A 25,539-nucleotide genomic window follows, 5' to 3' on the forward strand; every position below is an offset into this window, starting at 1 on the left:
CCCGCGGCCGGGAAGTAGGTGAGGATCTTGTCCGTGTGCCTGGTCGCCATGCCCTGGCAGGCCATCGAGTCACCGTCGCTCCCGCTGGGCCTGCTGCGGTCGAGCTGCGTGGCGGCCGGTCTGCCCCGCCCGGACACCTACCACGGCGGCACCCGGTGGGCCGAACACCTGATGGCGGCCACCGGCGAGGAGATCGGGCCCGCCGAATACAACGACGTCGCCGAAACCGGGTTGTTCCACGGGCTCGGCGACTGGGTGTTCGCCGGGGAACTGCACGGCGACCCCGGCTTCGGCCGGGACACGCTGCGGGCCTACGCCGCCCGCCGGAACCTGGACACCGGCCTGGTCGAGCGCATGCGCACGCACGCGGCGGCGTTCGTCGAACAGGCCGCCACCGAGATCCTGGTGCGGAAACCGTCGCTGGTCGGGTTCAGCACGACCTTCATGCAGAACGTGCCCAGCCTCGCCGTGGCCAGGCGGATCAAGCAACTGGCGCCGTCGACCCGGATCGTCTTCGGTGGCGGCAACTGCGACGGGCCGATGGGCGCCGCGCTGCACCGCAACCACCGGTTCGTCGACTTCGTCTTGCGCGGCGAGGCCGAGAAGACCTTCCCGCAGTTCGTCAAGGCGCTGCGGGACGGCGGCGACCTCGCCGGCATTGCCGGGCTGTGCTGGTGGAGCGGAACGGACCAGCGCTGCAACGAGCAGCCGCGGCCGTTGCCCGCCGGGCAGATCCCGGTGCCCGACTTCGACGACTGGTTCGGCCTGATGGGGGTCTCGCCGATCGCCGAGCACCTGGAACCGAAGCTGGTGCTGGAATCGGCCCGCGGCTGCTGGTGGGGTGAGGTGCACCAGTGCACCTTCTGCGGGCTCAACGGCACCGGCATGGTGTTCCGGTCGAAGGCGCCGGAGAACCTGCTGACCGAGCTGCGCGGCCTGGTCGAGCGCTACGAGGTGCTCGACGTGATCATGGTGGACAACATCATCGACAACTCCTACTTCCGCGACTTCCTGCCGAAGGTCGCCGAACTGGACTGGGACCTGCGCATCCACTACGAGGTCAAGTCGAACCTGAAGGAAGCCGAGGTCGGCGCGCTGCACGCCGGGCGGGTGGCCCACGTGCAACCCGGGATCGAATCGCTGGTCAGCCCGGTGCTCAAGCTGATGGACAAGGGCGTGTCGGGCATCCGGAACGTGCGCACGCTGCGGGACCTGGAGTCGAAGGGCCTGACCGTTTCGTGGAACTGGCTCTACGGCTTCCCCGGTGAGGACGCCGTGCAGTACCGGTCGGTGCTGGAGCAGCTGCCCGCGCTGGTGCACCTGCAACCACCCGCGGGTGCCTCCCGCATCCTGCTCGAACGGTTCAGCCCGTACTTCGAGGACCCGGCCCTCGGTTTCCCCGAGCGCACCACCGCGGAGCTGTACCGCCACGTCTACGCACTGTCCGAAGAGGACATGCACGACATGGTCTACCTCTACGACACCCCGCCGCGCGGGCTTTCCGACCACGACGCCGAGGCCCTGCTCGTGCTGCTCGACGCGTGGACCGACGCCTATCCCGACAGCAGCCTCACCCGGCTCGCCACCGAAGACCGCATCGTCATCCTGGACGAACGCGTCGGCTGGCCCGGTTCGATCCACGTGATCGACCGCCCCGAGCTCGTGGCCGCCTACCGGGAACTCGAACACGGCCGGTCACCGGCCGCACTGGTGAAGCGCCTGGAGAGCCGGGGGTTCGACCTCCCGGAATTCGAACTCGGGCAGTGGATCGAAGACCTGCTCCGGCGGGGCCTGCTGTTCGCCGAAAGCGGCCAGCTGCTCGCGCTGGCGACCAGCGATCTCCCGGTCAAGGTGGGCTGAGATGACCAGGGCGGAAGTCCGCGAGGACGAACTGCGGCTCGTGGTGGCGCGGCTCGGCGACTGCGACCCGGAAGCGCCGTCCCTCCCGCCGGAGCGGCGGGTGCGGGTCACCGAACCCGTGCGGTTCGGGGTGTCACCGGACGAGGACCTCGAGCACCTGCGGGTGCTGCGGGAACTGACCAGCCGGACGATCCGGGTCGAGTGGCGGATGGCGGGCGAACCCGCCTTCGCCCTCCGCGACCACGTGCACCTGGTGCCACCGGTGGCGGGGCCGGGCATCGCGGACCGGTGGCGGGCGGGCTACCGCTACGGCACGCTGTACTACCGCAACGGGCCGACGTTCATCACCGTCAAGGACGTGCGGCCCGGCGGTGAGCACGCGCGCCTGACCATCGATCGCACCGGGGCCGGGCACTTCCGGGTGCTGGCGGCGCGGTCCCGGCTCGACGAACTGCCCGAGGACACCCTCGACGCCCTGGACACCGCGCTCGAACTGGGGCTGGCCGTTCGCGGGCACGAGCGGTTCCTGTTGCTGCCGTACCGGATGCGGGCCTGGCCGGTGCCCTACGTGGCGGTGTGAGCGCCGGGAGCCGGACCGCAGCACCGGCCTGGGCCAGGGCCCTGGGCCCGCTGGTGGCCGCCCGCCTGCTGGGCGTGGTCGGGGACCGGTTCACCCTGGTGGCGCTGCCGGTCTTCGCCGTCACCGAGGGCGGGGCCACGGTGGCGCAGGCGGCGCTGCTGTTCACCGTGCAGAGCGCGCCGGGACTGCTGTCGATGCTGCTCGGCAGGCCGCTCGACCACAGTTCACGCCTGCGTGACTGGTGCGCGTGCGCCGATCTCGGCCGGTGCCTGCTGCTGGTGGTGGTCGTGCTGGCCGCGGCGATCGGCGTGGTGGCGTGGCCGTGGTTGCTGCTGCTGGCCGCCGGGCTGGGCTGCGGTGCGGTGGTGTTCGACGTCGGCCTGCAGACCCTGCTGCCGCGGGTGGTGCCGCGGACCGAGCTGTCCACCGCCAACACCTGGTTCGCCAGGGCGCAGGGACTGGCCGACGTGCTCGGCCCGCCCGCCGTCGGCGTGGTGCTGGCGGTGCTCGGCACGAACGCGGCCCTGCTGTTCGACGCCTCGGCGTTCGCGCTCTCCGGGCTCCTGCTGCTGGTGCTCCCCGGCCGCACGCCGAGCGCCGGGGGAGGGCGGCGGACCCGGGGTGACCGGCTGATCGGCCTCCGCCGGTTGGCCGGTGACCGGGTGCTGCGTTCGGCGACCCTGGCGATGCTGCTGGTGAACCTCGGCGGCGCGATGATCGGTGCGCTGTGGACCGCGCACGTGACCGAGGTGCTGCACGTGCCCACGCCCACCCTGGGGGTGGTGATGGCCGTGGGCGGTGCCAGTGCGCTGGTGGCCTCGGTTTTTGCGGGCCGTCCGCTCAAGCGCTACGGGCCGGTGCGGTCCATGGTGCCCGCGCTGCTGCTGGCCGTCGCGGGCCTGTGCTGCGTTCCGGTGGCGGCCGTGGTTGCCCCCGTGCCCGCGCTGGTGGGGTTCCAGATCGTGTTCTCCGCCTGCGCGCTCGTCGTCGCGGTCGCCGCCGCCACGCTGCGGCAGCTGCGGACCGAGGACGCGGTGCAGGGGCGGGTGTTCGCCGTGGTGCGCACCGGGCAGGCCGCCGTGCTGCCGCTGGGCGGGCTGCTCGCCTCCGGCCTCGCCGGGCAGGCGGGTTCCCAGGTGGCGGTGCTGGTCGGGTGCGCCATCGCGATCACCTCGGCCGGTTTCCTGCCCTGGCTGCGGGCCGCTTCGGCTTAGCGCCAGAATCAGGCATGTCCCTTCGCCTGCACGCGCTCTGCTTCGACGCTCTGGAGCCTGCCGCGCTCGCCCGGTTCTGGGCCGGGTTGCTGGGCTGGGAGCAGACCGGCAGCACGCTGCTGCCCGCCGACGACCCCGGTTTCCGGCTGCGGTTCCTGCCTTCCGAGGACCCGAAAACGGAGCAGAACCAGGCGCACTTCGACCTGGCCCCGGACGACCAGCGGGCCGAAGTGGACCGGCTGCTCGCCCCCGGTGCCACCCGCCTCGGGATCCCACGTGCCGGGGTCGCGGAGCCATTGGTGCCTCACAGCGATTCACCATGATCGGATTGCCACCGGTGCAGGGCACTGCTGCGTGCGCCTGGACGAAAAGCGGTGGGCGGCCGATGAGTTCCGCGGGCCCGCCTGGTCTGTCCTGACGAACGCCCCGACCCCAGGAGGACAGCGCCATGAACGAACAGCCCGGCAAGGTCGTCAGCGACATCACGATCTCGGCCGACGGGTACGTGGCCGGGCCCGGCCAGAGCGAGGAACGCCCCTTCGGCGAGGACGGCGGCGACGGCTGGGGCAACCAGCTGCACGGCTGGATGTTCGACAACCCCGCCGAGCACCGGGCCGAGATCGATCAGCTGGGCGCCGCCGGCGCCTTCATCATGGGGCGCAACATGTTCGGCCCGGTGCGCGGCGAGTGGGACCGGCCGTGGAACGGCTGGTGGGGTGACAACCCGCCGTTCCACGCCCCGGTTTTCGTGCTCACCCACCACCCGCGTGACCCGCAGCCGATGGACGGCGGCACCACCTACCACTTCGTCACCGACGGCATCGAGTCCGCGCTGGCCCAGGCCCGCGCCGCCGCCGGGGATGGTCATGTGCTGATCCAGGGCGGCGCGCGAACGATCAACCAGTACCTCACCGCCGGCCTCGTCGACGAACTGCGGCTGCACATCGTGCCGTTGACCCTGGGCGCCGGTGCCCGCCTCTTCGACGGCGTCCCGCCGCTGAAACTCGAACAGGTGAAGTCGCGGGCCACGAGCTCGGTGCTGCATGTGTCCTATCGCGTGCTGTCGTCCTCCTGACCGCGCGGCGAGCGATGAGCGGTCCGGCCCGCGCTGGCCCGCGGTTCCTTCGCCACGCCTTCTGGAATGGTTGTAGGCGCATGTGTCGCCGACCAGACCGAACGAGTGAACAGGAGCGGTATGACCGACGATGTGGCCGGCCGGGTGATCAAGGCTGAGCAGGAGCGGATCCGATGCCTCCTCGACGTGGATCGCGGCACCTACGACCGCTTGCACGCCGCGGAGTACCGGTTGTGCAACCCGACCGGCACCGTGTGGACGAAGGCCGAATACCTGGATCTGCTCACCACCGGGCGGGTCGCCTACCGGGAACTGGAGCTGACCGGCGACGTGGACGCCATCGTCGGCACCGACGTCGTCGTCCTCCGCTACCGGTGCGTTATCGAACTCACCGTCGACGGCGCGGACATCCCGCGGCACGAGGCCTGGCACACCGACGTCTACACCAATGCCGGTGGCACGTGGCGTTGTGCCTGGTCGCAAGCCACCGGCATCCTGGACCTTCCGCCGGCCGCCCCCTGACCCAGCACGAGGAAGGGGAACCCGGGTTCAGCGGTAGTCGCGGGACGGGGCGGTGCCGCGCGCGGGGAGCGCCTCCAGGTGTTCGGCGCTGATGTTGAGCGCACCGGAGTGGGACTCCAGCATGCCGCGCACCAGCAGCGCGGTGCTGGAGCGGATGAGCGTGCGGTGGCGCCGGTCGAGGCCGGGGGTGACGGTGACGTTGACGATGCCGGTTTCGTCCTCCAGCGACAGGAAGGTGACCCCGCCGGCGGTCGGCGGGCGCTGCCGGTGGGTGATCACGCCGCCGACCAGCACGCGGGTGCCGTTGAGCACGGTGGGCAGCCGCGCCACGGTGAGCGCGCCGCGTTCGGTGAGCCGGGCGCGCAGCAGGTCGACCGGGTGCTGGTCGGGGGACAGGCCGGTGGTGTGCACGTCGGCGGTGAGCAGTTCGAGCGCGGTCATGCCGGGCAGGGCGGGTGGCGGGGTGGGTGCGGTGGTGCCCGGCAGCGCCCCGGGTTCGTCGCGGGCGGCGGCCCCGGCCGTCCACAGTGCACGGCGGCGCGAGGCGTCGAGCGGGGTCAGCGCGCCCGCGGTGGCGAGGTTTTCCAGCTGTGCGGTGGTCAGGCCGGTGCGGCGGGCGAGGTTGTCGATCCCGGTGAACGGGCTCCGGGCGCGTTCGGCGACGACGCGCTGGGCGACTTCCGCTCCCAGCCCGCGGATCTCGCCCAGGCCGAGGCGGACGGCGACACCGCCCCGGCTGGCGGGGTCGGGTTCGGTGGTGGTGTGGGCGAGGCTGCGTTCGATGTCGGGGCGGTGGACCAGCACCCCGTGGCGGCGGGCGTCGGCGACCAGGGATTGCGGGGAGTAGAAGCCCATCGGCTGGGCCCGCAGCAGCCCCGCGCAGAACGCGGCCGGGTGGTAGAGCTTGAGGAACGCCGAGGCGTAGACGAGGTGCGCGAAGGACATCGAGTGCGCTTCGGGGAAGCCGTACCCGGCGAACGCTTCGACCTGGTTGAAGATCTGGTCGGCGAGCTCACCGGTGACGCCGTTGGCCGCGGCCCCCTCGTAGAAGCGCTGCTTGAGCTGCGTCATCTTCCGGTGGGACCGCTTGGCGCCCATGGCGCGGCGCAGCTGGTCGGCTTCGGCCGGGGTGAACGAGGCGACGTCGACGGCCATCTGCATCACCTGTTCCTGGAACAGCGGCACCCCGAGGGTGCGGTCGAGCGAACGGGCGAGCAGGGGGTGCGCGTGCTGCCACTCCCCGCCGTTGCGCCGCCGGATGTAGGGGTGCACCGAACCGCCCTGGATGGGGCCGGGGCGGATGAGCGCGACTTCGACCACCAGGTCGTAGAACTCACGCGGGCGCAGCCGGGGCAGGGTGGCGAGCTGGGCGCGGGATTCCACCTGGAACACCCCGATCGCGTCGGCCGCGCAGAGCATGTCGTAGACCTTCGGATCGGCCAGGTCGAGGTGCGCCAGGTCGATCACCTCGTGCTCGTGCTCGGCGACCAGGTCGATGGTGTGGTGGGTGGCCGAGAGCATGCCGAGGCCGAGCAGGTCGAACTTGACCAGGCCGATCTCGGCGCAGTCGTCCTTGTCCCACTGCAGCACGGTGCGGTCGGCCATGCGGGCGTTCTCCACCGGCACGACCTCCGAGACCGGCTGGTCGGTGAGCACCATGCCGCCGGGGTGGATGCCCAGGTGCCGGGGCGTGCCCTCGAGCCCGGCGGCGAGGTCGAGCACCTCGCCGGGGATGTCCTGATCGGGATCGGCGCGGGCCGAGGCGAGCGTGCCCCAGGCGTCGAGGGTCTTGGCCCAGCGGTCGATCTGGCCGGGGGAGTAACCCAGGGCGCGGGCGGCGTCGCGGACCGCGGAGCGGTTGCGGTAGGTGATCACGTTGGCCACCAGTGCGGCGTTGCGGCGTCCGTAGCGGCCGTAGACGTACTGGATGACCTCCTCGCGGCGGTCGGATTCGATGTCGATGTCGATGTCCGGCGGGCCGTCGCGTTCGGGGGCGAGGAAGCGCTCGAACAGCAGCCCCCATTTCACCGGGTCGGCCTTGGTGATGCCGAGGGCGTAGCAGACCGCGGAGTTCGCGGCCGAACCGCGGCCCTGGCAGAGGATTCCGTGCTCGCCGCAGAACCGCACGATGTCCCACACCACCAGGAAGTAACCGGGGAAGCCGAGTTCTTCGATGAGCGCCAGTTCGTGTTCGAGCTGGCGGTAGGCCGCCGGGTTCGCCTCACGCGGGCCGTAGTGGCGGGCAGCGCCCTGCCAGGTCAGCTCCTGCAGGAAACTGTTTTCGGTGTGCCCGTCCTGGAGCGGGAACGGTGGCAGGCGGGGTGCGACCAGGCGCAGGTCGAAGGCGCACTCGACACCGAGCAGCGCGGCGTTCTGCACCGCGCCCTCGTACTGCGTGAAGATTTCGGCCATTTCCGCGCCGGACCGCAGGAAAGCGTCGTCACCGGCGCGCAGCCAGCCTTCCATCTCGGCGATGGTGCGCCGCGCCCGCAACGCCGCCACCGCCGGCGCGAGGGCCCGCCCGCGGGCCGGGGTGTGGTAGCGCACGCCCTTGGACGCGATCACCGGCAACTCGTGGGCCTTGGCGAGGGCTTCGAGGTCGTCGTTGTGCACGTCGTCCAGCGGCTCGCCGTAGGAGATCAGCTCGACCACCACGTGTTCGCGGCCGAACCGCGTGACCAGCTGCCGGAGCGCCCGGTCGGCGGCGGGCAGCCCACCGGCGAGGTAGGCGCGGCGCACCGCCCCGTGGTCCCCGCCGGTCAGGATCTTGACGTGCCCGGCCAGTTCGTCGACCACCTCGGTCCAGTCGTAGCGCGGCAGTCCCTTCTCGGCGTCGGCACGCAGGTGCGCCGAGGAGATCACCCGGCACAGCCGCCGGTAGCCCTCGGGGCCGCGCGCCAGTGCCAGCAGGTGTTCGCCTTCGGGATAGGCGACACCGGTTTGCTGCCGGGGCAGGTTCAGGCTCAGTTCGGCGCCGTAAACGGTGCGCACGCCCAGTTCCCGGGCGGCCTGGGCGAAGCGCACCGCGCCGTGGAAGCCGTCGGTGTCGGTCAGCGCGAGCGCGTCCAGTTCCAGCCGCGCGGCTTCCTCGACGAGTTCCTCGGGGGAGGAGGCGCCGTCGAGGAAGCTGAAGTGCGAATGGCAGTGCAGCTCGGCGAACGGCACGCGCTTGGCGGCGCCGGTGTGGTCGGGCATCCACCGGTCGCGCAGGTCCCGCGGTGGCACGTACAGCTCGCGCCGGTGGTTCGACGTGGGGCTGTCGCGCTCCATGCCCTCGGTGCGCCGCTGCCCGTCCAGCCGGGCCGCCAGGTCCTGCCAGCGCGAGCCCTCACCACCGTTGAACGACACTCCGGCGACACCCCTCCGCACTCGTGCTGTCGAGGGGAAGCCGACCGCAGTAGAACATACGAGCGAATCCTGCGACGGCAGCCGGGCGGATGTCAAAAGGGTCCACCCGGGCGGGGGAGGTCAGACGGTATGACCGTCTTCGGAGGGACCCGATTTGCCGTAACCTGGTTCTGTTGTCTGGCTGACGGGAGGGGGCGGATGAGCGTCGCGCTGCGGACCATGAGCACCCGGGACGCGCTCGTCGCCGAGGTGCGGCAGCGCATCCTCAGCGGCGACCTGAAGCCGGGGGAGCCGGTGACCGAGCACGCGCTGGCGGCCACCTTCGGCGTGGCGCGGCCGACGGTGCGCTCGGCGCTGCAGGAACTGCTGGCCAGGCACCTGCTGCAGAAGACGAACGCGCGGTCGCTGCGGGTGCCCGCCCTGTCCCGCGACGACGTGCGCGACCTGTTCTTCGTGCGCACCCCGCTGGAGCTGGAGGCGGTCCGCCGGATCGTCGGCGGTGACCTGTCCCTGGCCGGGGCGGAGGCGCGGCTGGCCGAACTGGAGGCGCTGCCGCCGGACGCGAGCTGGGGGGCCGGGGTCGACGCGCACACCGCCTTCCACGTGGCGTTGATCGCCTGCGCCGGCAGCGACCGGCTGAACCGCATCTACCCCGCCTTGCAGGAGGAGATGCAGCTCTGCCTGGCCCAGCTCAGCGGCTCGTACCCGGCGCCGGGGGACCTGGCCGCCGAGCACCGGCGGCTGCTGCGGGCGATCGGCTCCGGCGACCTGGTGCGGGCCACCGAGGAGATGCGCGAGCACCTCGGCCACGCGCTGCGCGGGCTGCTCGGCTGAGTCTTGCGATTCGGGCACTCGGTATAGCAGACTGACCGTAACTCGCGTGAGGGGACTTCCGGATGACCCGCTGGGCCACCTTCGACTGCTTCGGCACGCTGATCGACTGGCGGCACGGCATCGCCACCGGCGCCGAACTGCTCTACCCCGGCCGGGGCGCCGAGCTGCTGGAGGTCTACAACCGCCACGAGCCGCGGGTGCAGGCCGAGTACCCGGCGATGCGCTACCGCGACGTGCTCACCGAGTCGCTGCGCCGCACCGCCGCCGAAGCCGGGCTCGGCCTGCTCGACGACGACGCCACCGTGCTCGCCGACGGCATCCCGTACTGGCCGGTCTTCCCCGACGTCCGCGCCGCGCTCACCGAACTCCGTGACGCGGGCTGGAACCTCGCGCTGCTCACGAACTGCGACCGCGACATCATCGGCGAAACCCAGCGGCGACTGGCCGTGCCCATCGACGCCGTCGTCACCGCCGAGGACGCCGGTTCGTACAAGCCGAACCTGAACCACTTCCACCGGTTCGCCCGCTCCTTCGGCGCCACCAGCGGAAACTGGGTGCACGTCGCGCAGAGCTACTTCCACGACATGCGGCCCGCCCGCGAGTTCGGGGTGCCGCGCGTCTGGGTCAACCGGCACCACGACCCGAACGACCCGAACATCGCCGACGCGGTCGTGCCGGACCTCACCCAGCTCACCACCACGGTCGAGCGCGTTCGGCAGGCCGCCGGGTCGTAACGACGGCGCCCGATCGAAGCACGCACCGAACCGGGACCGCCGAGTTCCGGCGTGCTTAAGCTGCACCCATGAGCACGACGACGATCACGCGCGAAGTCAGCGACGGCATCCTCACCCTCACCCTGGACCGCCCCGGGCAGTTGAACGCGTTCACCGTCACCATGGCCGACGAGCTCGAAGCCGCGTTCACCGAGGTCAACGACGAGGACGAGGTGCGCGCGATCATCGTCACCGGGGCGGGGCGGGCGTTCTGCGCCGGGATGGACCTCAGCGCCGAGGGCAACGTGTTCGGCCTCGACGGCGAGCGGAGGCCCGGGCTGGCGGACCTGGCCGAACTCGACGACCCCGCACTGGCCAGGATCCGCGACACCGGCGGGCGGGTCACGCTGGCCATCCACAACTGCCGCAAACCGGTGATCGCCGCGATCAACGGGGCGGCGGTCGGCATCGGCGCGACGATGACGCTGGCCATGGACGCGCGGCTGGCCGCCACCACGGCACGCATCGGCCTGGTGTTCGGGCGGCTCGGCGTGGTGCCCGAGGCGGCGTCGACGTGGTTCCTGCCGCGCATCGTCGGCCTGGCCACCGCGCTGGACCTGGCCTACAGCGCCGAAATCCTCGACGCCGGCGCGAGTCGCGAAGCCGGGCTGGTGCGGTCGGTGCACGAGCCCGCCGAACTGCTCGGCGCGGCCAGGGCGCTGGCGGACCGGTGGACCCGCGGCCGGTCGGCGGTGGCCACCGCGCTCACCCGGCAGATGATGCGGCGCAACCCGGCGCTGCCGAACCCGGAGGACGCCCACCGGGTCGACTCGCTGGCGATGTTCTACACCAGCATCGGCGACGGCGCCGAGGGCGTGGCCGCCTTCCGCGAGAAGCGCGATGCCCGTTTCACCAGCCGAGCCTCGGACATGCCGCCGTTCTACGAGGACTGGCTGAACTCCACCCGCGAGCGCTGAACTACGCGAGGTCGGCGGGCCGGATCCGCAGCTTGGCGGCGATGCGGGCGAGGGCCTGCTGGTCGGCGGCGGTCAGCGGGTCCAGCACGAACTGCCGGACGGTGCGCAGGTGGGTGGGCGCGGCGGCGACCACCACCTCGTACCCGGCGTCGGTGAGGGCGGCGAGGGTGTACCGGCCGTCCTCCGGGTCGGGGGAGCGCTCCACCCAGCCGCGCTGCTCGAACCGCTTGACCACATTGGACAGCCGGGACAGCGAGCCGCTGGCCAGGTAGGCCAGCTCGCTCATCCGCAGGCGGCGGTCCGGTGCCTCGGAGATGTGGCTCAGCGCCAGGTACTCGAACAGGGTCAGGCCCGCGTCGTGCTGCAGCGGGGCCTCCAGGCGCCCCGGCAGCAGCAGGACCAGCGACACCAGCCCGGTCCAGGCTTCCTTCTCGGCCGGGGACAGCCACCGCGTCTCGTCCATGGCGGCACCCTACCCAGCACCCATGACTTTACGCGTGAAGTAAACTCGGGTACGGTTTACTTCAAGCTTGAAGTCCAATCGAAAGGGATCCCATGAGCGAGCCGGAGTTCTTCGCCACCCCCGGCTACGGCGAAACACAACTGACCGGGATGCATTACTCCCAGGCCGTCCGGATCGGCGACCGCGTCGAGATCTCCGGGCAGGGCGGCTGGGACGACGAGCTGAACTTCCCCGAAGACCTCGAAGAGGAGATCGTCCGGGCGTTCGAGAACGTCGAGCGGACCCTGGCCACGGCCGGGGCCACCTGGCGTGACGTGGTCGCGGTGAACTCGTACCACGTCCCGGAGACCCCGGGCTTCATCGGCGAGACGCACAACCGCGTCATGGTGGCGCAGTTCCGCGAGCGCATGGGCGACCGGGCGCCCATCTGGACCGAGATCGGCGTGCCCGCGCTCGGTGCGCCGAAGATGCGGGTCGAAATCCGCGTCACCGCCGTCGTCGGCGGCTGAGCCCTAACCGGAGGTGCGCAGCGCGGCGGTGAGCACACCCCCGGCGGCACGCAGGAACAACTCCCGCAGCTCCGCCTCGCTGACGTCCGGTTTTTCCAGCCACTGCGCCAGCACGGCCTCGACGAAGGCGATCCAGCCGTGCACGGCGTGGCGCAGCACCGGGGTGCCGGGCAGGGGCGGCTTGCCGAGTTCGGCGCCGGTCCGCCGCAGCCCGTCGAGCATCATTTCGGCCTGGCGGTCGCGGGCCGCCTGCAGGATCGCCCGCAGCTCGGGGTCGGCGCCGGTGTTCTGCGCGAGCAGCAGCCGGGTGCTCTCGCCGTACTCCTTGGCCCAGGCGATCACCGCGTCCAGCACCGCCGCGGTCCGCTCGCCGGCGGGCAGGCCGGGGTCGGGGGTCGTCCTGGCGGCGAGGTCGTCGCCGGCGGCGCGCACGATCTCCAGGTACAGCGCGCGTTTCCCGGTGAAGTAGTAGTACAGCAATCCCTTGGCCAGCCCGGCTTCCGCGGCGATGTCGTCGATCGACACCGCCTCGTAGCCGCGCCGGGCGAACAGCCGGGTCCCGGCCTCGAGCAGCGCGCGCTCGGGGTCGGGCTGGGCGGTGCGCCGCCGCGTGCGGGAGGGCCGGGTCACCCGCGGACCCTACCCGGGTCGAATCCCGGTCGAACCGTTGACCAGGATTCAAACCCGCCAGTAACCTCCGCGTGACCCATCTCACCCCGGAGCTGATCATGGCCTCGAAACGACGACGTTTCGCCCTGTCCGCCGCGGTGGCGCTGGCCACCGCCCTGCTGGTCTCCCCGGCGGCTTCGGCCGCCGAACCCCTCGGCCGCTACGTCGCCCTCGGCGACTCCTTCACCTCGGGCCCGTTGATCCCCAACCAGGTTTCCCTGCCCTGCCTGCGGTCGGACCGCAACTACCCCTCGCTGGTGGCCGCCGAACTGGGCCCCGCCGAGTTCACCGACGTCAGCTGCGGCGGGGCGACCACCCGCGACCTGACCGGCCGCCAGTTCGGCTTCGTGCCCCCGCAGTTCGACGCCCTGACCGAGGACACCGACCTGGTCACCATGGGCATGGGCGGCAACGACGTCGGCTTCGGCGAGATCGTGGTGACCTGTTCCGTGCTCGCGGTCACCGACCCGGGTGGGGCGCCGTGCGAGCAGCACTACACCGCCGGCGGCACCGACCAGCTGCGTGAGCGGTTCGAGCAGTTCGCGCCGAAGCTGGGCGAAGCGATCGAGGGCATCCGCGCGCGGGCGCCGCAGGCGCGGATCGTGCTCGTCGGTTATCCGGCGATCCTGCCGGAAAGCGGTGGCTGCTTCCCGATCGTGCCGATCGCCAGTGGTGACGTGTCCTATCTGGACGGTGTGGAGCAGGCGCTGAACGAGGTGGTCGCCGAGCAGGCGGAGACACACGGCGCCGAGTACGTCGACACCTTCACCGGCAGCCGTGGCCACGACGTGTGCACCCCGCCGGGCACCAAGTGGGTCGAAGGGCTGTTCCCGACCTCGATCGCCGCCCCGGTGCACCCGAACCTGCTCGGCATGCGGGCCGGCGCCGAGGCGGTGCTGGCCCACCTCGGCTGAGGGGGTGGCCGGCTCGCGGGGGGCGGGGGGCGATACCCCCGCGAGCCGGCCGGTCTCCCCGGTGCGGCGGCCTCAGCTACCCCACAGGACCGGGTTCTTGCGGTAGGCGTCGCCCGTGTTGAACGCGGCCACCGCGATCACGGCCCCGTCCTTGCCGCCGTAGAGCACGCAGCTGTCGTACTTCTGCCCCGGCGTCTTGAACCCGTCGCGGGGCGCGTTGACCGAGTCGCAGGTGGGCGTGTCGCCGATCAGCGCCATGCCGCCGGACCTGCCGCCGGCTTCCAGGCCGCGCAGCGAGACCGGCAGCCCGGCCAGGTCGTCGCCCTTGACGTATTCGATGCTGAACTTCAGGTAGTACGGCGTGACCCCGGCGACCTGGTCGGCCGGGAACTGCTCGAGGTCGGCGGGCACGCCCGGCTCGATCGAGGTCACCGTGAGCGCCACGGTGCCGAAGCGTTCCTCGTTGTAGTCCACCGGCAGCACGGCCCGCTCACCGAACTTCAACCGCATACCGGGGCTGGTGTGCCCGTCCGCCGTGGTCGGCTCCGCCGGGGTGGGCGTGGCTGACGTGCTCGCTGGTCTGGCCGCCTCGGCGGTGTCCTCGGTCTTGGCGCCGCAGGCGGCGAGCGCCAGGACGAGAAACCCGGTGGCGGCGAGGGAAAGGGCGCGCTGCACTGTGCTGGGTTCTCCTCGGGTGGTACGTGGAACTGCGCGTGACGCTAGTCCGGGGAGCGAGGCCGTGGTGTCACCCGTTCACACCACAGACGACGTCAGGGTGTCTCGCGGAACAGCCCGTCGAGCAGCACCCGCACCAGGCGCCGGGCCGGTTCGGTGCGGTCCACCGGGGCCGGGCCCGCGGTCAGCGCGGCTTCGAGCATTTCGAACAGCAGCGCCAGGTCGGCTGGCTGGATGTCGCGGCGCAGCGTGCCCTGGCGCTGGGCCTCGTCGAAGGCGGGCCGCAGCACGCCGATCAGCGCGTGGGTGTACTGCCGCTGGCTGCGCTCGGGCAGTTCGCGGAACAGGCGGACCAGCGAGCGGCGCTCGGCCTGCAGGCACAGCACGGTGTCCAGCAGTTCGCGGAACGACGGGCGCTGCCGCACCACCTGCTTGAGCGCGGACAGGTGCTCGGCGGCCACCGCCAGCGCCAGCGCGTTGCGGTCGGGGAAGTGCCGGTAGACCGTGGCGCGGCCGAGCCCGGCCCGCCGGGCGACCTCGTCCAGCGCCACCACACCGGTGCTTTCACTGAACGCCTGATCGGCCGCCCGCAGGATGGTTTCCCGGTTGCGGCGGGCGTCCACACGGCGCATGGGGCAACAGGCTACTCACGAGTAGTGAGACGGGCAATCCGTACAGTCTCTCGTTTTTGCTCCCTACTGTCGCTGTTGGTAATCGACTCGTCCCACGCCAGGAGGACCCGCCCGTGCCCAGCTTGAGCCGGCGTTCGGTGTTGTTCGGGGCGGCCGCCGCCACCGGGTTGTCCGTGACCGGCACCGGCAGCGCGCCGGCCCGCGTCCCGGTCACCCGCGAAGAGCACCGCGTGGTGGTCGTCGGCTCCGGCTTCGGCGGCGGGGTGACCGCGCTCCGCCTGGCTCAGGCGGGTGTCCCGGTGCTGGTGCTCGAACGCGGGCGGCGGTGGCCGACCGGCCCCGGCGCCGAGACGTTCCCGCACGCCACCTCACCGGACAAGCGCATGTTCTGGCTGGGTTCGGCGCCCTCGCTGCCCGGCATCCCGCCCGTGCCGTTCGAGCCGTGCACCGGGTTGCTGGAACAGGTGTCCGGCCGGGGCATGAGCATGGTGTGCGCCGCGGGTGTCGGCGGTGGTTCGCTGGTGTACCAGGGCATGACGCTGCAACCCACCGCGGAGCTGTTCGAAGCCTGCTTCCCCGAGCAGCTGGACTACGCCGAGATGGACCGCGTCTACTACCCGCGCGTCGCCGGGATGCTGCGGGTGCGGACCGCGCCGGACGAACTGATCAACAGCGGCACCTACGCCGCGGCACGGGTTTTCGCCGCCGGCGCGAAGAAAGCCGGATACCCGGTGTCGAAGATCCCGATGCCGATCGACTGGACCTGCGCACTGCGGGAGCTGGACGGCGAAATGCCACCGTCCTACACCAACGGCGACTGCGCGCTCGGCGTGAACAACGGCGGCAAGCACTCGGTGGACGTGACCTACCTCGCCGCCGCGGAAGCCACCGGCCGCTGCACGGTGGTCACCCAGCACAACGTCACCGACGTGGCGCGGGCCGCCGACGGCCGGTGGGAGCTCACCGTGGACCGCATCGACACCCGCGGCACGGTGCTGGAGAAGAAGGTGCTCGCCGCGAAGGCGCTGGTGCCGGCCGCCGGCACGGCGAACACCACCCGCCTGCTCATGCGCGCGGCGGCCCACGGCGGCATCCCCGGCCTGCCCGGTGCACTCGGCGGCGGCTGGGGCAGCAACGGCGACCGCGTCTACACCTGGACCGATCTCGCCGACGACTTCGGCGCCCCGCAGGGCGGCCCGGTGGTCTACGGCAGCAAAGAGTGGGACGACCCGGCGCTGGCCAACACCGTCATCCAGGCGTCCCTGCCACCGCTGCCGGACCTGCGGACCACCGTGCTCGTCGGCTTCGGCATCAGCCAGACCCGCGGGCGGTTCGTCTACGACCCGGCCGAGGACGACGCCGTGCCGCACTGGCCGGCCGGTGGTGACCGCGAGCTGGGCCGCCGCATCCACGAGCGGATCTCGGCGCTCGCCGGGCCGCTGAGCGTGCTGGTGGACACCACCGCGATCGCGCCGGCCACCTGGCACCCGCTCGGCGGCGCGGCCATGGGCTCGGTGTGCGACCTGGAGGGCCGGGTCCTCGGGCAGCGCGGGCTCTACGTGCTCGACGGGGCGCTGATGCCGGGCACCACCGCCGCCTGCAACCCGTCGATGACCATCGCCGCGGTGGCCGAACGGGCGCTGGACCGCCTGGTCACCACCGACGTCGGCACCGTGTTCTGACAGGAATACCGGGCTCAACGAGGAGTTCAGAAGATGCGCAGCTTCCGGAAGACGTGGCGGGCGTTCGTGGTCGTGGTGCTCGCCGCGCTGTCGGTGTCCGCCGCTCCCGCGCTGGCGGCCGCCCCACCGCAGGGCCCGCCGGGCGACGCCTTCTACACCCCGCCGGACCCGTTGCCGCCGGGGGAGAACGGCGACGTGATCTGGTGGCGCGAGCTGCCCGGTCAGCTCGGTGTCCGCGGGTACCTGGTGCTGTACCGGTCGACCTCGGCCACCGGCACGCCGATCGCGGTGTCGGGCCGGGTGCTGGTGCCCGCCAGGGCGTGGACCGGCGGCGGTGCACGCCCGATCGTGTCGGTGGCCAGCGGCACCCGCGGCATCGGCGACTCGTGCGCGCCGTCGAAGTTCCAGCCGGACTACGAGAAACCGCTGTTCATCGACGCCATGCTGCAACGCGGCTGGGCGGTGGCGATCACCGACTACGAAGGGCTCGGCACACCCGGACGGCACACCTACGTGGTCGGCCGGTCCGAGGGGCGGACGGTGATCGACGCGGTCCGCGCGGCGACCCGGCTGCCCGCCGCCGGGCTGGCCGCGGGTGGTCCCGTGGCGTTCTCCGGTTACTCCCAGGGCGGCGGGGGAGCGGCGTGGGCCGGGGAACTCGCCCCCGAATACGCCCCGGAACTCGAGGTCGCCGGAATCACCGCGGGCGGCACCCCGGCCGACCTGACCGCGGTCTCGGAATTCCTCGACGGCAGCATCGGGTTCGGCTTCCTGCTGCTCTCCGCGCTCGGCCTGGACGCGGCCTACCCGGAACTGGACCTGCCCGACTACCTCAACGCCAAGGGGCGCGAACTGTACGAAACCCAGCAGGGCGCCTGCGTCGACGCGGTGTTCGGCTACGCCTTCGGGCGCATCGCCGACTACACCACCAGCAATCCGCTGACCCAGCCGGACTGGCAGGCGCGCCTGGCCGAGAACGAACTCGGCAACCGGGCCCCGGAGGCGCCGATCTACCTGTTCCACGGCGTGGTCGACGAAATCATCCCGCTGGCGCAGGCACAGGCGCTGCGCTCGAAGTACTGCGCCGCCGGGGCCGGCGTCACCTGGGGCACCTTCGCCGGCGAGCACGTGACCACGATGGTCTTCTCCGCCGGTGACGTGCTCGGTTACCTCGCCGACCGGTTCGCCGGCAAGCCGGTGCAGAACAACTGCTGACCCGTCAGCTCGCCCGGGGAACCGCGCCGCCGGTCGGTGGGCGCGGTTCCCGCAGCGCCCGCGCCGACCACCGGCCGTCCTCCTGGCGCACCTCGATCGGGTGCTCGAAGGCGGCGGAGACGTGCTCCGTGGTGACGGTGGTGCCGACCGGCCCGGCCGCCACCACCCGGCCACCGGCCAGCAGCAGGGCGTGGCTGGTGGTCACCGGCAGCTCTTCGAGGTGGTGGGTGACCAGGATCGACGCCACCCCGGGGTGGGTCTGGTCGAGCAGGTCGACGGTCTCCAGCAACTGCTCGCGGGCGGCCACGTCGAGCCCGGTCGACGGCTCGTCGAGCAGCAGCAGCCGTGGACCGCAGACCAGCGCCCTGGCCAGCAGCGCCCGGCCGCGTTCCCCCTGCGACAGCGTCGGCCAGCGGTCCTCCGCCTGCCCGCGCAGGCCCAGCACCTCGATCAGCGCGTCGGCCTCGGTGACCTCTTCCGGCGCCGGCCGCCAGCGCGGTGGCAGGTCGATGGTGCCGGTGAGCCCGGTCAGCACCACCTCCCGCACGGTCAGCGGTGAGCGCAGCGGGTGACGCGGGTTGACGTGGCCGATGGTGCGGCGCAGCGACTGGAGGTCGACCCGGCCGAGTTGCTCGCCGAGCACGTGCACGGTGCCCGTGGTGGGGTGGGTCAGCGCCCCGCAGAAGCCGAGCACGGTGCTCTTGCCCGCCCCGTTCGGGCCGAGCAGCGCCCAGTGCTCACCACGCCGCACGGTCAGGCTGACGTCGGTCAGGATCTGCTTGCCCTGGCGGCGGAAGGTGACCTCACGCAGTTCCAGTACGGCGGTGCTCATGAAAAAGCCTGCTTCAATCCGGTGAGGTGGGCGCGGCTGGCGTCGGCCGCCGCCGCGGCGTCCCGTGCGGCGATCGCGTCGGCCAGCTCCGCGTGCGCGGCGTCGTCGGCTGCGGGTGAGTCGAGCGGGCGCACCCGGAGCATGTCGATCATCGCCTTGCGGACGCGGGGGACGAAGCTGTCGAACAACTCGGCCAGCACGTCGTTGTGCGCCGCGGTGACCACCGCGCGGTGGAAGTCCATGTCCGCGTCGACGTGCTCCTCGATGCCGCGGCCCTGCCACTGGCGCCTGACCAGCGCGCGCTTGATCGCCCGCAGGTCGACCGGGGTGCGCCGCCCGGCCGCGAGCGCGGCGGCCTCCGCTTCGATGGCGATCCGCGCTTCGAGCACCGAGACCACCGAGGCACGCCGGAGCACGGCGTCCCAGTCCTCGGTGACGTCGAGCGCGGTGACGAACACCCCGGATCCCTGCCGGGAATCGAGCACGCCCTTGCCCGCAAGTTCGCGGACGGCCTCGCGCAGCGTCGACCGGCCGACGCCCAGCTGGGCCGCCAGGGTCGCTTCGCCGGGGAGCTTGTGGCCCAGCGGCCACCGGCCGGAGCGGATGTGCTCCAGCAGCACGTCCGCGGTCTGGGAGGTCAGCGGCCGGCGTTGCACGGAAGGGGACACGCCCCGACGGTAGCACTCAGCTTGTCTGAGGAGTTACCGGCGGCGGGGCCTGCCGCGCCGCGGCGGGGTGCGGCGGGCCGGCTTCCGGGGTTCGGCCTTGACCCTGGGCTTGGGCTCGGCGGGCTCCGGCCGGCGGCCGCGGGTGCTGTTGACCGTCCGGCCGCGCACGATCCCGATGAACTGCTCCATCAGGTCGGTGGTCTCCTCCTCCAGCCACGACAGCGCCACCCGCGATTCGGGGGCCCCGGTCAGCGGGCGGTAGGTGAGGTCGCGGCGGTGGTGAAGGCGGGCCAGGGACTGCGGCACCACCAGCAGGCCGACCCCGGCGGCGACCAGTTCGACGGCGTCGGCGGTGCTGGCCGGGCGTTCGAGGGCCGGGCGGCCGGGCGGACGCGCCCAGTCGAGGGTGTCGTCGAGCGGGTGCAGCAGGACCTCGTCGGCCAGGTCCTGCGTGGACACCTCGTCGGCGGCGGCGGTGAAGTGGTCCTTCGGCACCACGACCACGGTGGTCTCGGTGTAGAGCGGGATCGCGTGCAGGCCGGTGCGGTCGACCGGCAGGCGCAGCAGGGCCGCGTCGGCCTCGCGGTCGCGGACCTTGGCCTCGGCTTCGGCGGGCGCCACCTGCAGCAGGTGCAGCGGGACGCGGGGCAGCCGTTCCGCCCAGGTGCGCACCCACTTGCCCGGGGTCACCCCCGGCACGTACGCGAGGCTGAACGATTCGGTCACGGCGGCCAGATTACCGGGCGTGACCGGGCTGGTTACCCTGGACCGCATGACGTCGCACAAGACCCCTCAGACGATGAAGCCGGCGACCGCGGCGAAGAAGCTGGGCGTTTACCTCGAAGCCACCCCGGCGGAGTTCCAGGAGGGTGTCGTTTCCCGCGACGAGCTGAACGCCCTGCAGGCGGACCCGCCGGAATGGCTGCGGGACCTGCGCCGCGACGGCCCGCACCCGCGGTCGGTCGCCGCCGCCAAGCTCGGCATCTCGATCGGCGGCCTCACCCGCGCCGGTCTCACCGCTCCGCTGACCACCGAGCAGATCGACGCGCTCAAGGCCGAACTCCCGGACTGGCTCGTCCGCGAACGCGCCACCCAGGCCGAATTCCGCGCCGAAACCGCCCGCGCGAAGGAAGCCTCCTCGAAGACTTCCTGACCCCGCGCCGCCTCAGACGCTGCGCAGCACCGAGACGACCACACCCAGGATCACCGCGCGATCTCCGTCGATGACCTCGTAGGCGGGGTTCCGCGGTTCCAGGTAGACGTGACCACCGCGCCGGCGGTAGACCTTCACCGTCGCCTCGTCGTCGATCATGGCGGCGACGATCTGGCCCGAATGCGCTTCGGGCTGCTGGCGGACCACCACGGTGTCCCCGTCGCAGATGGCGGCGTCGATCATCGAATCGCCGCGGACCTGCAGGCCGAACACGGTGCCGCGCCCGGCGAACTGCCGGGGCAGCGTCAGCACCTCGTCGACGTGCTCGTCGGCGGCGATCGGGGTGCCCGCGGCGATGTGGCCGACCACCGGCACGCTCACCGAGCCGCCGGCCTCCTGGCCACGCGAGCCGCGCAGGAACAGGCGCACGTCCATCGGCCGCGAGACCGTGGTGCCGCGCCGCAGGAAACCCTTCTCCTCCAACGCCGCCAGGTGCTTCGACACCGACGACGAGGACCGCAGGCCGACCGCGTCCCCGATCTCGCGGGTGCTGGGGGAGTAGCCGTACCGGTTCACCCAGTCCTGGATGGTGACCAGGATCCGTTGCTGGCGCTCGGGCAGGGCCGAGGCGTCCAGGTGCTCCAGCTCGTCGAAATCGTAGGCGGTCACCCGGAGATGGTAGCCCCACCTCCACTGTGGACCCGGCGCACCGCGCCGTACCACCGCTCACCGACCGGTTCACCCGCGAGGTTCCAGCTCCACGAGACGGCCGGCGTGACCCGGAAGAAGGTCCCCGGCCCGACCACGCCGACCCGTTCCTCGGGCGCACCCGCCCACCCGTGGACGCGGATCCCCCTGGCGACGAACGGTTCCATCGACACCAGGTCGTCGACCACCAGCGCCACCCGCTCGTGCCCGCCCGCCACGTTGCGGAACTTGCGGGTGTGCACCGCGGTGGCGCCGCCGCCGATCCAGAAGCCGGTGCCGTCGAACTCGAACGCCACCGGCACCACGTCCGGCTGCCCGTCCGCCGCGACGGTGGACAGCCGGGCCAGTGGCTGCGAGCGCAGGTACGCGATTTCCTCTTCGCTGAACGCCATGACCGGTCAGTGTGCCGGACGCACCGCGAAGTCGTCGAAGGCAGCCGCCGCCTCGAAGACCCGGACGCCGTTCGCGCCGCTGGGGAAGGTGCCGTCGGCGACGCTGAGCTTCGGCGCGGTCAGGTCGTCGACGTACACCCGGATGGCCGGGCCGACCGCGGTCACCCGGAGGTGGTGGCTCCGCCCGATGGCCCCGGCCAGCGGAGCCGACGCCAGTTCCGTCCACGAGTTGTCGGCGCGCCCGAGCACGACCCGGCCCGACGCGCTGATCCCGGCGTAGTAACCCTGGTAGCTGTCCGTGCCGACGGCGGCTTCGCGTACCCGGAACACCACACCGGCATCGCCGCGGCTGGCGGTCAGCCGCACGCGGGTGTCCTGCGTGAAATCGCCGAAGTTGGTGTCCAGCAACGCCTTCCCGCCCGCCGAGCGGCTCGCCGCCAGCTGCTCGGCCCGGACCGCCCACTGCCCGCCGTGGGTCTTCCAGCCGAAGGTGTTGCCGTCGGCGAAGTTGTCCTGCACCTTCATGGTGATCCGCGCGATGGTGCCGTCGGGGTTGAAGTTCATCCGGTCGTAGGCCAGCTGCCGGTGGTTGCCGTCGGTCTCGCTGAGCGGGCGGCGGTGGTAGACGATGTACCAGATGTCGGTGCCGGGCACGTTGAGCACCGAGTTGTGCCCCGAGCCGCGGGCGACCGCCGGGTCCTGCGCGAGCACCCGGTCCAGCTTGGTGAACGGCCCGGTCGGCGAATCGGCCATGGCGTAGGAGACCGAGTAGTTCGGCCCGGTCCAGCCGCCTTCGGACCACATCAGGTAGTACTTGCCGTTGCGCTTGAACATCTGCGAGCCCTCGACGTACTCCGGTGTCGGGGTGATCTCGCGGAAGGTGCTGCCGTCCTCGAAGGTGCCGAGGCTGGTCATGTCGGCGTTCAGCTTGACCACGTTGGCGTGCCCCCAGCCGCCGTAGTACATGTACGCCTGCCCGTCGTCGTCGATGAAGACGTCCTGGTCGATGGGCTGCGCGCCGTTGTGGAACCGGTCGATCAGCGGGTGGCCGAGCGCGTCGCGGTACGGGCCCTCCGGGCGGTCGGCCACGGCCACGCCGATGCCGCCGTGTTCGGCGTCGCTCTGGATGTCGTTGGCCGCGAAGTAGAGGAAGTACTTGCCGTCGCGCTCGATCGGGGCCGGGGCCCACACCGCGTACTTCGCCCACGACACGTTCTCGGTGGTCAGCACGTTGCTGTGCTTGGTCCAGTGCACCAGGTCCGTCGAGGAGAACGCGTCGAGGTGCGTCTGCTCGGCGTAGCGCCGGGAGGTGGTCGGGAAGACCCAGTAGGTGTTGCCGTAGATGGCCACGTCCGGATCGGCGTACCAGCCGTCGACGAACGGGTTGCCCGCTTCGGCGGTGCCGTAGTCGGGCACCGCGGCGGAGGCGGGGGTGACGGCCCCGAGCACCAGTGCGCCGGACGCGAACAGGGCGGTCAGCGCCCGGGAGGCGGATCTGAACGGAAGAGCGGTCATCTTCGGCAGCTCCTGCACACTATTCAACAACAACGAACATCTTCGGTGAAGATTGCACGACTTCCGACACGGCGGTCAAGGACCGGCCGCGTGATAGGTTGCGGACGCCAGGCGAGGGAATCCGGTGTGAATCCGGAGCTGACGCGCAGCGGTGAGCGGCGACGAGCGGAACAGCGGCCACTGGACCCCGGTCCGGGAAGGCGTTCCGCCCGGACGACCCCGAGTCCGAAAACCTGCCGGCACCCCGGCGCGGCCGGGGCCACCGACCGTTCGGGCTCCGCGTGACGAGCCCCTCGACGCAGGGATTCCCGTGCCGAAGATCCGCTCCGCCCACCTGCTGCTCGCCGCCGCCCTGGTCCTGCCGGGCTGCGCCGGCGGGAATGCCACCGACCCCGCCGCCCGGACCGTGGAGAACTGCGGCCACCGGGTGTCGGCGGCGAAACCGCCCGAGCGCGCCGTCGCGTTGAACCAGGGGACCGCCGAGATCATGCTCTCGCTGGGCCTGGCCGACCGGATGGCGGGCACCGCCACCTGGACCGACCCGGTGCTGCCCGCGCTCGCCGCGGACAACGCCAAGGTGCCGCGCCTGGCCGAGAACAACCCGTCCTTCGAAGCCGTGCTCGCGGTCGAGCCGGACTTCGTGGCGGCCTCGTTCGTCTCCACGCTCGGTGAAGGCGGGGTGGCCACCCGCGAGCAGTTCGAGCAGCTCGGCGTGCCGGCCTACGTCTCACCGTCCGACTGCCTCAAGGACAACAACGCCGGTGGTGACGGCGCCCGCACCGAACCGCTGACCATGGAGGTCGTCTACACCGAGATCCGCCAGCTGGCCACGTTGTTCGGGGTGGAGGCACGCGGGGAGCAGCTGGTCACCGAGCTGGCGGGGCGGATGGAACGCGCGGCGATGCGGGCGGACGGGGTGAGCCTGCTGTACTGGTTCGCCAACGCCGAATCCCCCTACCTGGCCGGGTGCTGCGGGGCACCCGGCGTGATCACCACCACGCTCGGCGCGCGCAACGTCTTCGACGACACCCGCGACGAGTGGCCGCAGATCAACTGGGAGACCGTCGCCGACCGGAATCCGCAGGTGATCGTGCTCGGGGACCTGACCCGCCGCTCGCAGACCGCGGAAACCGGGGAGGCGAAGATCGCCTTCCTCGAATCCCAGCCGGTCACCAAGGACCTCGACGCGGTGAAGAACAAGCGCTACGTGCTGCTCAGCGGGCAGGCGATGAACCCGTCGCTGCGGACCGTGGACGGCACCGAGCAGGTCGCCGAAGCGCTGCGGAAGTTCGGGCTCGCGGGGTGAGGCGGCCGCGCACCGGGTCGCAGGTGGCCTGGTTCTGCGTCGTGGGGCTCGGCGTGCTGGTGGTCTCGATCGCGGTGGCGATCACCATCGGCCCGGCCGGTATCGGCGTCGGCGAGGTGTATTCGACCGTGCTCGCCCACCTCGGCCTGGGTGAGCCGGTGCTCAGCCCGCTGCGGGACGGCATCGTGTGGCACCTGCGGCTGCCGCGGGCGCTGCTGGCCGCGGTCTGCGGGGCCGGGCTCGCCGTGTGCGGGGTGGTGATGCAGTCGCTGCTGCGCAACCCGCTGGCGGACCCGTTCGTGCTGGGCGTGTCCTCCGGCGCGTCGACCGGGGCGGTGCTGGTGGTGGTGCTCGGCGTGGGCGGCGGCGTGGTCTCGCTGTCCGCCGGTGCCTTCATCGGGGCGGCCATCTCGTTCGCGCTGGTGCTGCTGCTCAGCGGGGTGCTCGGCGGCAGCACCGACCGGGTGGTGCTGTCCGGGGTCGCCGCGATGCAGCTGTTCTCCGCGCTCACCTCGTTCATCGTGCTCACCGGCGCCGACCCGGAAACCACGCGCGGGGTGCTGTTCTGGCTGCTCGGCTCGTTCGCCAGCGCCTCCTGGGCCGAGGTCGGCGTCGGGGCGGTGGTGCTGGCCGTGGCGCTGGCGGTGTGCTTCGGGCACGCCCGCGCGCTGGACGTGTTCGCCCTCGGCCAGGACACCGCCGCCGCGCTGGGCGTCTCGGTGGCGCGCACCCGGATCGTGCTGCTGTGCGCCACCGCGTTGCTGACCGCCGCCCTGGTCAGCGCGGTCGGGGCGGTCGGTTTTGTCGGGCTGGTGCTGCCGCACGCGGCCAGGGCGCTGACCGGCCCGGGCCACCGCCGCCTGCTGCCGGTGACGGCGGTCGCGGGCGCGGTGTTCCTGGTCTGGGTGGACACGCTGGCGCGCACCGCGCTGGACCCGCGTGAGGTGCCGGTCGGGGTGGTCACCTCGATCATCGGCGTGCCCGCTTTCGTCGTTGTGCTGTACCGGACTTCGAGGCCGCGGGATCGCGCCGGCCAGGTCCGTCCGAAGTAGACCCGAGCGCAACGGCGTTGCCGGAGCACCA

27 protein-coding genes and 1 riboswitch are annotated in these 25,539 nt (G+C 72.0%); of the genes, 16 read left to right on the forward strand and 11 right to left on the reverse strand.

What is annotated here, in order from left to right:
* Window positions 1–18: 18 nt before the first annotated feature.
* The 6 genes from AC07EG_RS21960 to AC07EG_RS21985 all read left to right on the forward strand — a co-directional run bounded on the left by AC07EG_RS21960 (window position 19) and on the right by AC07EG_RS21985 (window position 5,251).
* Complete coding sequence (locus tag AC07EG_RS21960; protein ID WP_478255004.1) at window positions 19–1,860, forward strand: RiPP maturation radical SAM C-methyltransferase; 1,842 nt, start codon at window positions 19–21, stop codon at window positions 1,858–1,860.
* Window position 1,861: 1 nt separating this feature from the next.
* A complete protein-coding gene (locus AC07EG_RS21965; RefSeq protein WP_478255005.1) occupies window positions 1,862–2,440 on the forward strand; it encodes a DUF5825 family protein in 579 nt (192 codons plus the stop codon).
* Window positions 2,437–3,654, forward strand: coding sequence for an MFS transporter (locus AC07EG_RS21970; protein ID WP_478255006.1), 1,218 nt, complete (start codon window positions 2,437–2,439; stop codon window positions 3,652–3,654). Before AC07EG_RS21965 ends, AC07EG_RS21970 begins: the two co-directional genes overlap by 4 nt.
* A gap of 14 nt (window positions 3,655–3,668) precedes the next feature.
* Entirely contained in the window at window positions 3,669–3,977 is a 309-nt protein-coding gene (locus tag AC07EG_RS21975; protein WP_478255007.1) for a VOC family protein, read from the forward strand.
* Between the two features lie 125 nt (window positions 3,978–4,102).
* A complete protein-coding gene (locus tag AC07EG_RS21980) occupies window positions 4,103–4,729 on the forward strand; it encodes a dihydrofolate reductase family protein (protein WP_478255008.1) in 627 nt (208 codons plus the stop codon).
* A 120-nt stretch (window positions 4,730–4,849) separates the two neighbouring features.
* Window positions 4,850–5,251 carry a nuclear transport factor 2 family protein gene (locus tag AC07EG_RS21985; protein ID WP_478255009.1) on the forward strand — a complete coding sequence of 134 codons (402 nt, stop codon included), beginning with the start codon at window positions 4,850–4,852 and terminating at the stop codon, window positions 5,249–5,251.
* A 27-nt stretch (window positions 5,252–5,278) separates the two neighbouring features.
* Here AC07EG_RS21985 and AC07EG_RS21990 read toward each other — a convergent pair whose 3' ends face one another.
* A complete protein-coding gene (locus AC07EG_RS21990) occupies window positions 5,279–8,599 on the reverse strand; it encodes an error-prone DNA polymerase (RefSeq protein ID WP_478255010.1) in 3,321 nt (1,106 codons plus the stop codon).
* Window positions 8,600–8,797: 198 nt separating this feature from the next.
* On the opposite strand from AC07EG_RS21990, the gene AC07EG_RS21995 reads away from it, so the two are divergent.
* The 3 genes from AC07EG_RS21995 (at window position 8,798) to AC07EG_RS22005 (ending at window position 11,123) form a co-directional block, all read left to right on the forward strand.
* Window positions 8,798–9,433 (forward strand): GntR family transcriptional regulator, encoded by a 636-nt coding sequence (locus AC07EG_RS21995; RefSeq protein WP_478255011.1) that lies wholly within the window; start codon window positions 8,798–8,800, stop codon window positions 9,431–9,433.
* A 62-nt stretch (window positions 9,434–9,495) separates the two neighbouring features.
* Entirely contained in the window at window positions 9,496–10,167 is a 672-nt protein-coding gene (locus AC07EG_RS22000) for an HAD family hydrolase (protein ID WP_478255012.1), read from the forward strand.
* Window positions 10,168–10,235: 68 nt separating this feature from the next.
* Window positions 10,236–11,123 (forward strand): crotonase/enoyl-CoA hydratase family protein, encoded by an 888-nt coding sequence (locus AC07EG_RS22005; protein WP_478255013.1) that lies wholly within the window; start codon window positions 10,236–10,238, stop codon window positions 11,121–11,123.
* 1 nt (window position 11,124) lies between these two features.
* On the opposite strand, the gene AC07EG_RS22010 is transcribed toward AC07EG_RS22005, so the two are convergent.
* The gene (locus tag AC07EG_RS22010; protein WP_478255014.1) at window positions 11,125–11,586 is read right to left on the reverse strand and encodes a MarR family winged helix-turn-helix transcriptional regulator; all 462 of its coding nucleotides are present in this window, start codon (window positions 11,584–11,586) and stop codon (window positions 11,125–11,127) included.
* A gap of 92 nt (window positions 11,587–11,678) precedes the next feature.
* Here AC07EG_RS22010 and AC07EG_RS22015 point away from each other — a divergent pair, with 92 nt between their 5' ends.
* Complete coding sequence (locus tag AC07EG_RS22015) at window positions 11,679–12,095, forward strand: RidA family protein (RefSeq protein WP_478255015.1); 417 nt, start codon at window positions 11,679–11,681, stop codon at window positions 12,093–12,095.
* A 3-nt stretch (window positions 12,096–12,098) separates the two neighbouring features.
* Here the strand turns inward: AC07EG_RS22015 and AC07EG_RS22020 are convergent, their stop codons facing one another.
* Window positions 12,099–12,725 carry a TetR/AcrR family transcriptional regulator gene (locus tag AC07EG_RS22020; protein ID WP_478255016.1) on the reverse strand — a complete coding sequence of 209 codons (627 nt, stop codon included), beginning with the start codon at window positions 12,723–12,725 and terminating at the stop codon, window positions 12,099–12,101.
* A gap of 71 nt (window positions 12,726–12,796) precedes the next feature.
* On the opposite strand from AC07EG_RS22020, the gene AC07EG_RS22025 reads away from it, so the two are divergent.
* Complete coding sequence (locus AC07EG_RS22025) at window positions 12,797–13,678, forward strand: SGNH/GDSL hydrolase family protein (protein WP_478255017.1); 882 nt, start codon at window positions 12,797–12,799, stop codon at window positions 13,676–13,678.
* 72 nt (window positions 13,679–13,750) lie between these two features.
* Here the strand turns inward: AC07EG_RS22025 and AC07EG_RS22030 are convergent, their stop codons facing one another.
* Both AC07EG_RS22030 and AC07EG_RS22035 read right to left on the reverse strand, forming a co-directional pair.
* On the reverse strand, window positions 13,751–14,353 hold the full coding sequence (locus AC07EG_RS22030; RefSeq protein WP_478255018.1) for a hypothetical protein: 603 nt from the start codon (window positions 14,351–14,353) through the stop codon (window positions 13,751–13,753).
* A 95-nt stretch (window positions 14,354–14,448) separates the two neighbouring features.
* The gene (locus AC07EG_RS22035; protein ID WP_478255019.1) at window positions 14,449–14,985 is read right to left on the reverse strand and encodes a TetR family transcriptional regulator; all 537 of its coding nucleotides are present in this window, start codon (window positions 14,983–14,985) and stop codon (window positions 14,449–14,451) included.
* 113 nt (window positions 14,986–15,098) lie between these two features.
* Between AC07EG_RS22035 and AC07EG_RS22040 the strand changes: the two genes are divergently transcribed.
* Both AC07EG_RS22040 and AC07EG_RS22045 read left to right on the forward strand, forming a co-directional pair.
* A complete protein-coding gene (locus AC07EG_RS22040; protein WP_478255020.1) occupies window positions 15,099–16,667 on the forward strand; it encodes a GMC oxidoreductase in 1,569 nt (522 codons plus the stop codon).
* A 33-nt stretch (window positions 16,668–16,700) separates the two neighbouring features.
* Entirely contained in the window at window positions 16,701–17,882 is a 1,182-nt protein-coding gene (locus tag AC07EG_RS22045) for a lipase family protein (protein ID WP_478255021.1), read from the forward strand.
* 4 nt (window positions 17,883–17,886) lie between these two features.
* On the opposite strand, the gene AC07EG_RS22050 is transcribed toward AC07EG_RS22045, so the two are convergent.
* Genes AC07EG_RS22050 through AC07EG_RS22060 form a run of 3 tightly spaced genes read right to left on the reverse strand, consistent with a single transcriptional unit; the run spans window position 17,887 to window position 20,156 of the window.
* Complete coding sequence (locus tag AC07EG_RS22050; RefSeq protein ID WP_478255022.1) at window positions 17,887–18,714, reverse strand: ABC transporter ATP-binding protein; 828 nt, start codon at window positions 18,712–18,714, stop codon at window positions 17,887–17,889.
* The gene (locus tag AC07EG_RS22055) at window positions 18,711–19,382 is read right to left on the reverse strand and encodes a FadR/GntR family transcriptional regulator (RefSeq protein ID WP_478255023.1); all 672 of its coding nucleotides are present in this window, start codon (window positions 19,380–19,382) and stop codon (window positions 18,711–18,713) included. Before AC07EG_RS22055 ends, AC07EG_RS22050 begins: the two co-directional genes overlap by 4 nt.
* Window positions 19,383–19,415: 33 nt before the next feature.
* The gene (locus tag AC07EG_RS22060; protein WP_478255024.1) at window positions 19,416–20,156 is read right to left on the reverse strand and encodes a LysR family transcriptional regulator substrate-binding protein; all 741 of its coding nucleotides are present in this window, start codon (window positions 20,154–20,156) and stop codon (window positions 19,416–19,418) included.
* Between AC07EG_RS22060 and AC07EG_RS22065 the strand changes: the two genes are divergently transcribed.
* Window positions 20,155–20,535: a DUF5997 family protein gene (locus AC07EG_RS22065; RefSeq protein ID WP_478255025.1), complete on the forward strand. Its 381-nt coding sequence runs from the start codon at window positions 20,155–20,157 to the stop codon at window positions 20,533–20,535. The genes AC07EG_RS22060 and AC07EG_RS22065 overlap by 2 nt on opposite strands.
* Window positions 20,536–20,547: 12 nt before the next feature.
* On the opposite strand, the gene lexA is transcribed toward AC07EG_RS22065, so the two are convergent.
* From lexA to AC07EG_RS22080, 3 genes are read right to left on the reverse strand one after another with little or no spacing between them, the layout of a single operon-like run.
* The gene (lexA, locus tag AC07EG_RS22070; RefSeq protein ID WP_478255026.1) at window positions 20,548–21,204 is read right to left on the reverse strand and encodes a transcriptional repressor LexA; all 657 of its coding nucleotides are present in this window, start codon (window positions 21,202–21,204) and stop codon (window positions 20,548–20,550) included.
* Window positions 21,201–21,635, reverse strand: coding sequence for a PPOX class F420-dependent oxidoreductase (locus AC07EG_RS22075; protein WP_478255027.1), 435 nt, complete (start codon window positions 21,633–21,635; stop codon window positions 21,201–21,203). The genes lexA and AC07EG_RS22075 overlap by 4 nt, the downstream gene beginning before the upstream one ends.
* A gap of 6 nt (window positions 21,636–21,641) precedes the next feature.
* On the reverse strand, window positions 21,642–23,150 hold the full coding sequence (locus AC07EG_RS22080) for a glycoside hydrolase family 43 protein (protein ID WP_478255028.1): 1,509 nt from the start codon (window positions 23,148–23,150) through the stop codon (window positions 21,642–21,644).
* Between the two features lie 114 nt (window positions 23,151–23,264).
* A riboswitch (cobalamin riboswitch) is annotated at window positions 23,265–23,385 on the forward strand.
* Between the two features lie 75 nt (window positions 23,386–23,460).
* On the opposite strand from AC07EG_RS22080, the gene AC07EG_RS22085 reads away from it, so the two are divergent.
* Together AC07EG_RS22085 and AC07EG_RS22090 are read left to right on the forward strand one after the other, a co-directional pair.
* A complete protein-coding gene (locus AC07EG_RS22085; protein WP_478255029.1) occupies window positions 23,461–24,456 on the forward strand; it encodes an ABC transporter substrate-binding protein in 996 nt (331 codons plus the stop codon).
* Window positions 24,453–25,508 carry a FecCD family ABC transporter permease gene (locus AC07EG_RS22090; RefSeq protein WP_478255030.1) on the forward strand — a complete coding sequence of 352 codons (1,056 nt, stop codon included), beginning with the start codon at window positions 24,453–24,455 and terminating at the stop codon, window positions 25,506–25,508. Before AC07EG_RS22085 ends, AC07EG_RS22090 begins: the two co-directional genes overlap by 4 nt.
* The last annotated feature ends 31 nt before the right edge of the window (window positions 25,509–25,539 follow it).

Source organism: Amycolatopsis sp. NPDC045836, from assembly GCF_056431745.1.

Bases quoted from the DNA above. Each gene is read 5' to 3' on its own strand.
- AC07EG_RS22075 (WP_478255027.1), bottom strand. From the start codon at position 21,635: ATGGCGTTCAGCGAAGAGGAAATCGCGTACCTGCGCTCGCAGCCACTG.
- AC07EG_RS22065 (WP_478255025.1), top strand. From the start codon at position 20,155: ATGACGTCGCACAAGACCCCTCAGACGATGAAGCCGGCGACCGCGGCG.
- AC07EG_RS22005 (WP_478255013.1), top strand. From the start codon at position 10,236: ATGAGCACGACGACGATCACGCGCGAAGTCAGCGACGGCATCCTCACC.
- AC07EG_RS22045 (WP_478255021.1), top strand. From the start codon at position 16,701: ATGCGCAGCTTCCGGAAGACGTGGCGGGCGTTCGTGGTCGTGGTGCTC.
- AC07EG_RS21985 (WP_478255009.1), top strand. From the start codon at position 4,850: ATGACCGACGATGTGGCCGGCCGGGTGATCAAGGCTGAGCAGGAGCGG.
- AC07EG_RS21965 (WP_478255005.1), top strand. From the start codon at position 1,862: ATGACCAGGGCGGAAGTCCGCGAGGACGAACTGCGGCTCGTGGTGGCG.
- AC07EG_RS22015 (WP_478255015.1), top strand. From the start codon at position 11,679: ATGAGCGAGCCGGAGTTCTTCGCCACCCCCGGCTACGGCGAAACACAA.
- AC07EG_RS21980 (WP_478255008.1), top strand. From the start codon at position 4,103: ATGAACGAACAGCCCGGCAAGGTCGTCAGCGACATCACGATCTCGGCC.
- AC07EG_RS22035 (WP_478255019.1), bottom strand. From the start codon at position 14,985: ATGCGCCGTGTGGACGCCCGCCGCAACCGGGAAACCATCCTGCGGGCG.
- AC07EG_RS22010 (WP_478255014.1), bottom strand. From the start codon at position 11,586: ATGGACGAGACGCGGTGGCTGTCCCCGGCCGAGAAGGAAGCCTGGACC.
- AC07EG_RS22050 (WP_478255022.1), bottom strand. From the start codon at position 18,714: ATGAGCACCGCCGTACTGGAACTGCGTGAGGTCACCTTCCGCCGCCAG.
- AC07EG_RS22000 (WP_478255012.1), top strand. From the start codon at position 9,496: ATGACCCGCTGGGCCACCTTCGACTGCTTCGGCACGCTGATCGACTGG.
- AC07EG_RS21975 (WP_478255007.1), top strand. From the start codon at position 3,669: ATGTCCCTTCGCCTGCACGCGCTCTGCTTCGACGCTCTGGAGCCTGCC.
- AC07EG_RS22060 (WP_478255024.1), bottom strand. From the start codon at position 20,156: ATGCGGTCCAGGGTAACCAGCCCGGTCACGCCCGGTAATCTGGCCGCC.
- AC07EG_RS22080 (WP_478255028.1), bottom strand. From the start codon at position 23,150: ATGACCGCTCTTCCGTTCAGATCCGCCTCCCGGGCGCTGACCGCCCTG.
- AC07EG_RS21995 (WP_478255011.1), top strand. From the start codon at position 8,798: ATGAGCGTCGCGCTGCGGACCATGAGCACCCGGGACGCGCTCGTCGCC.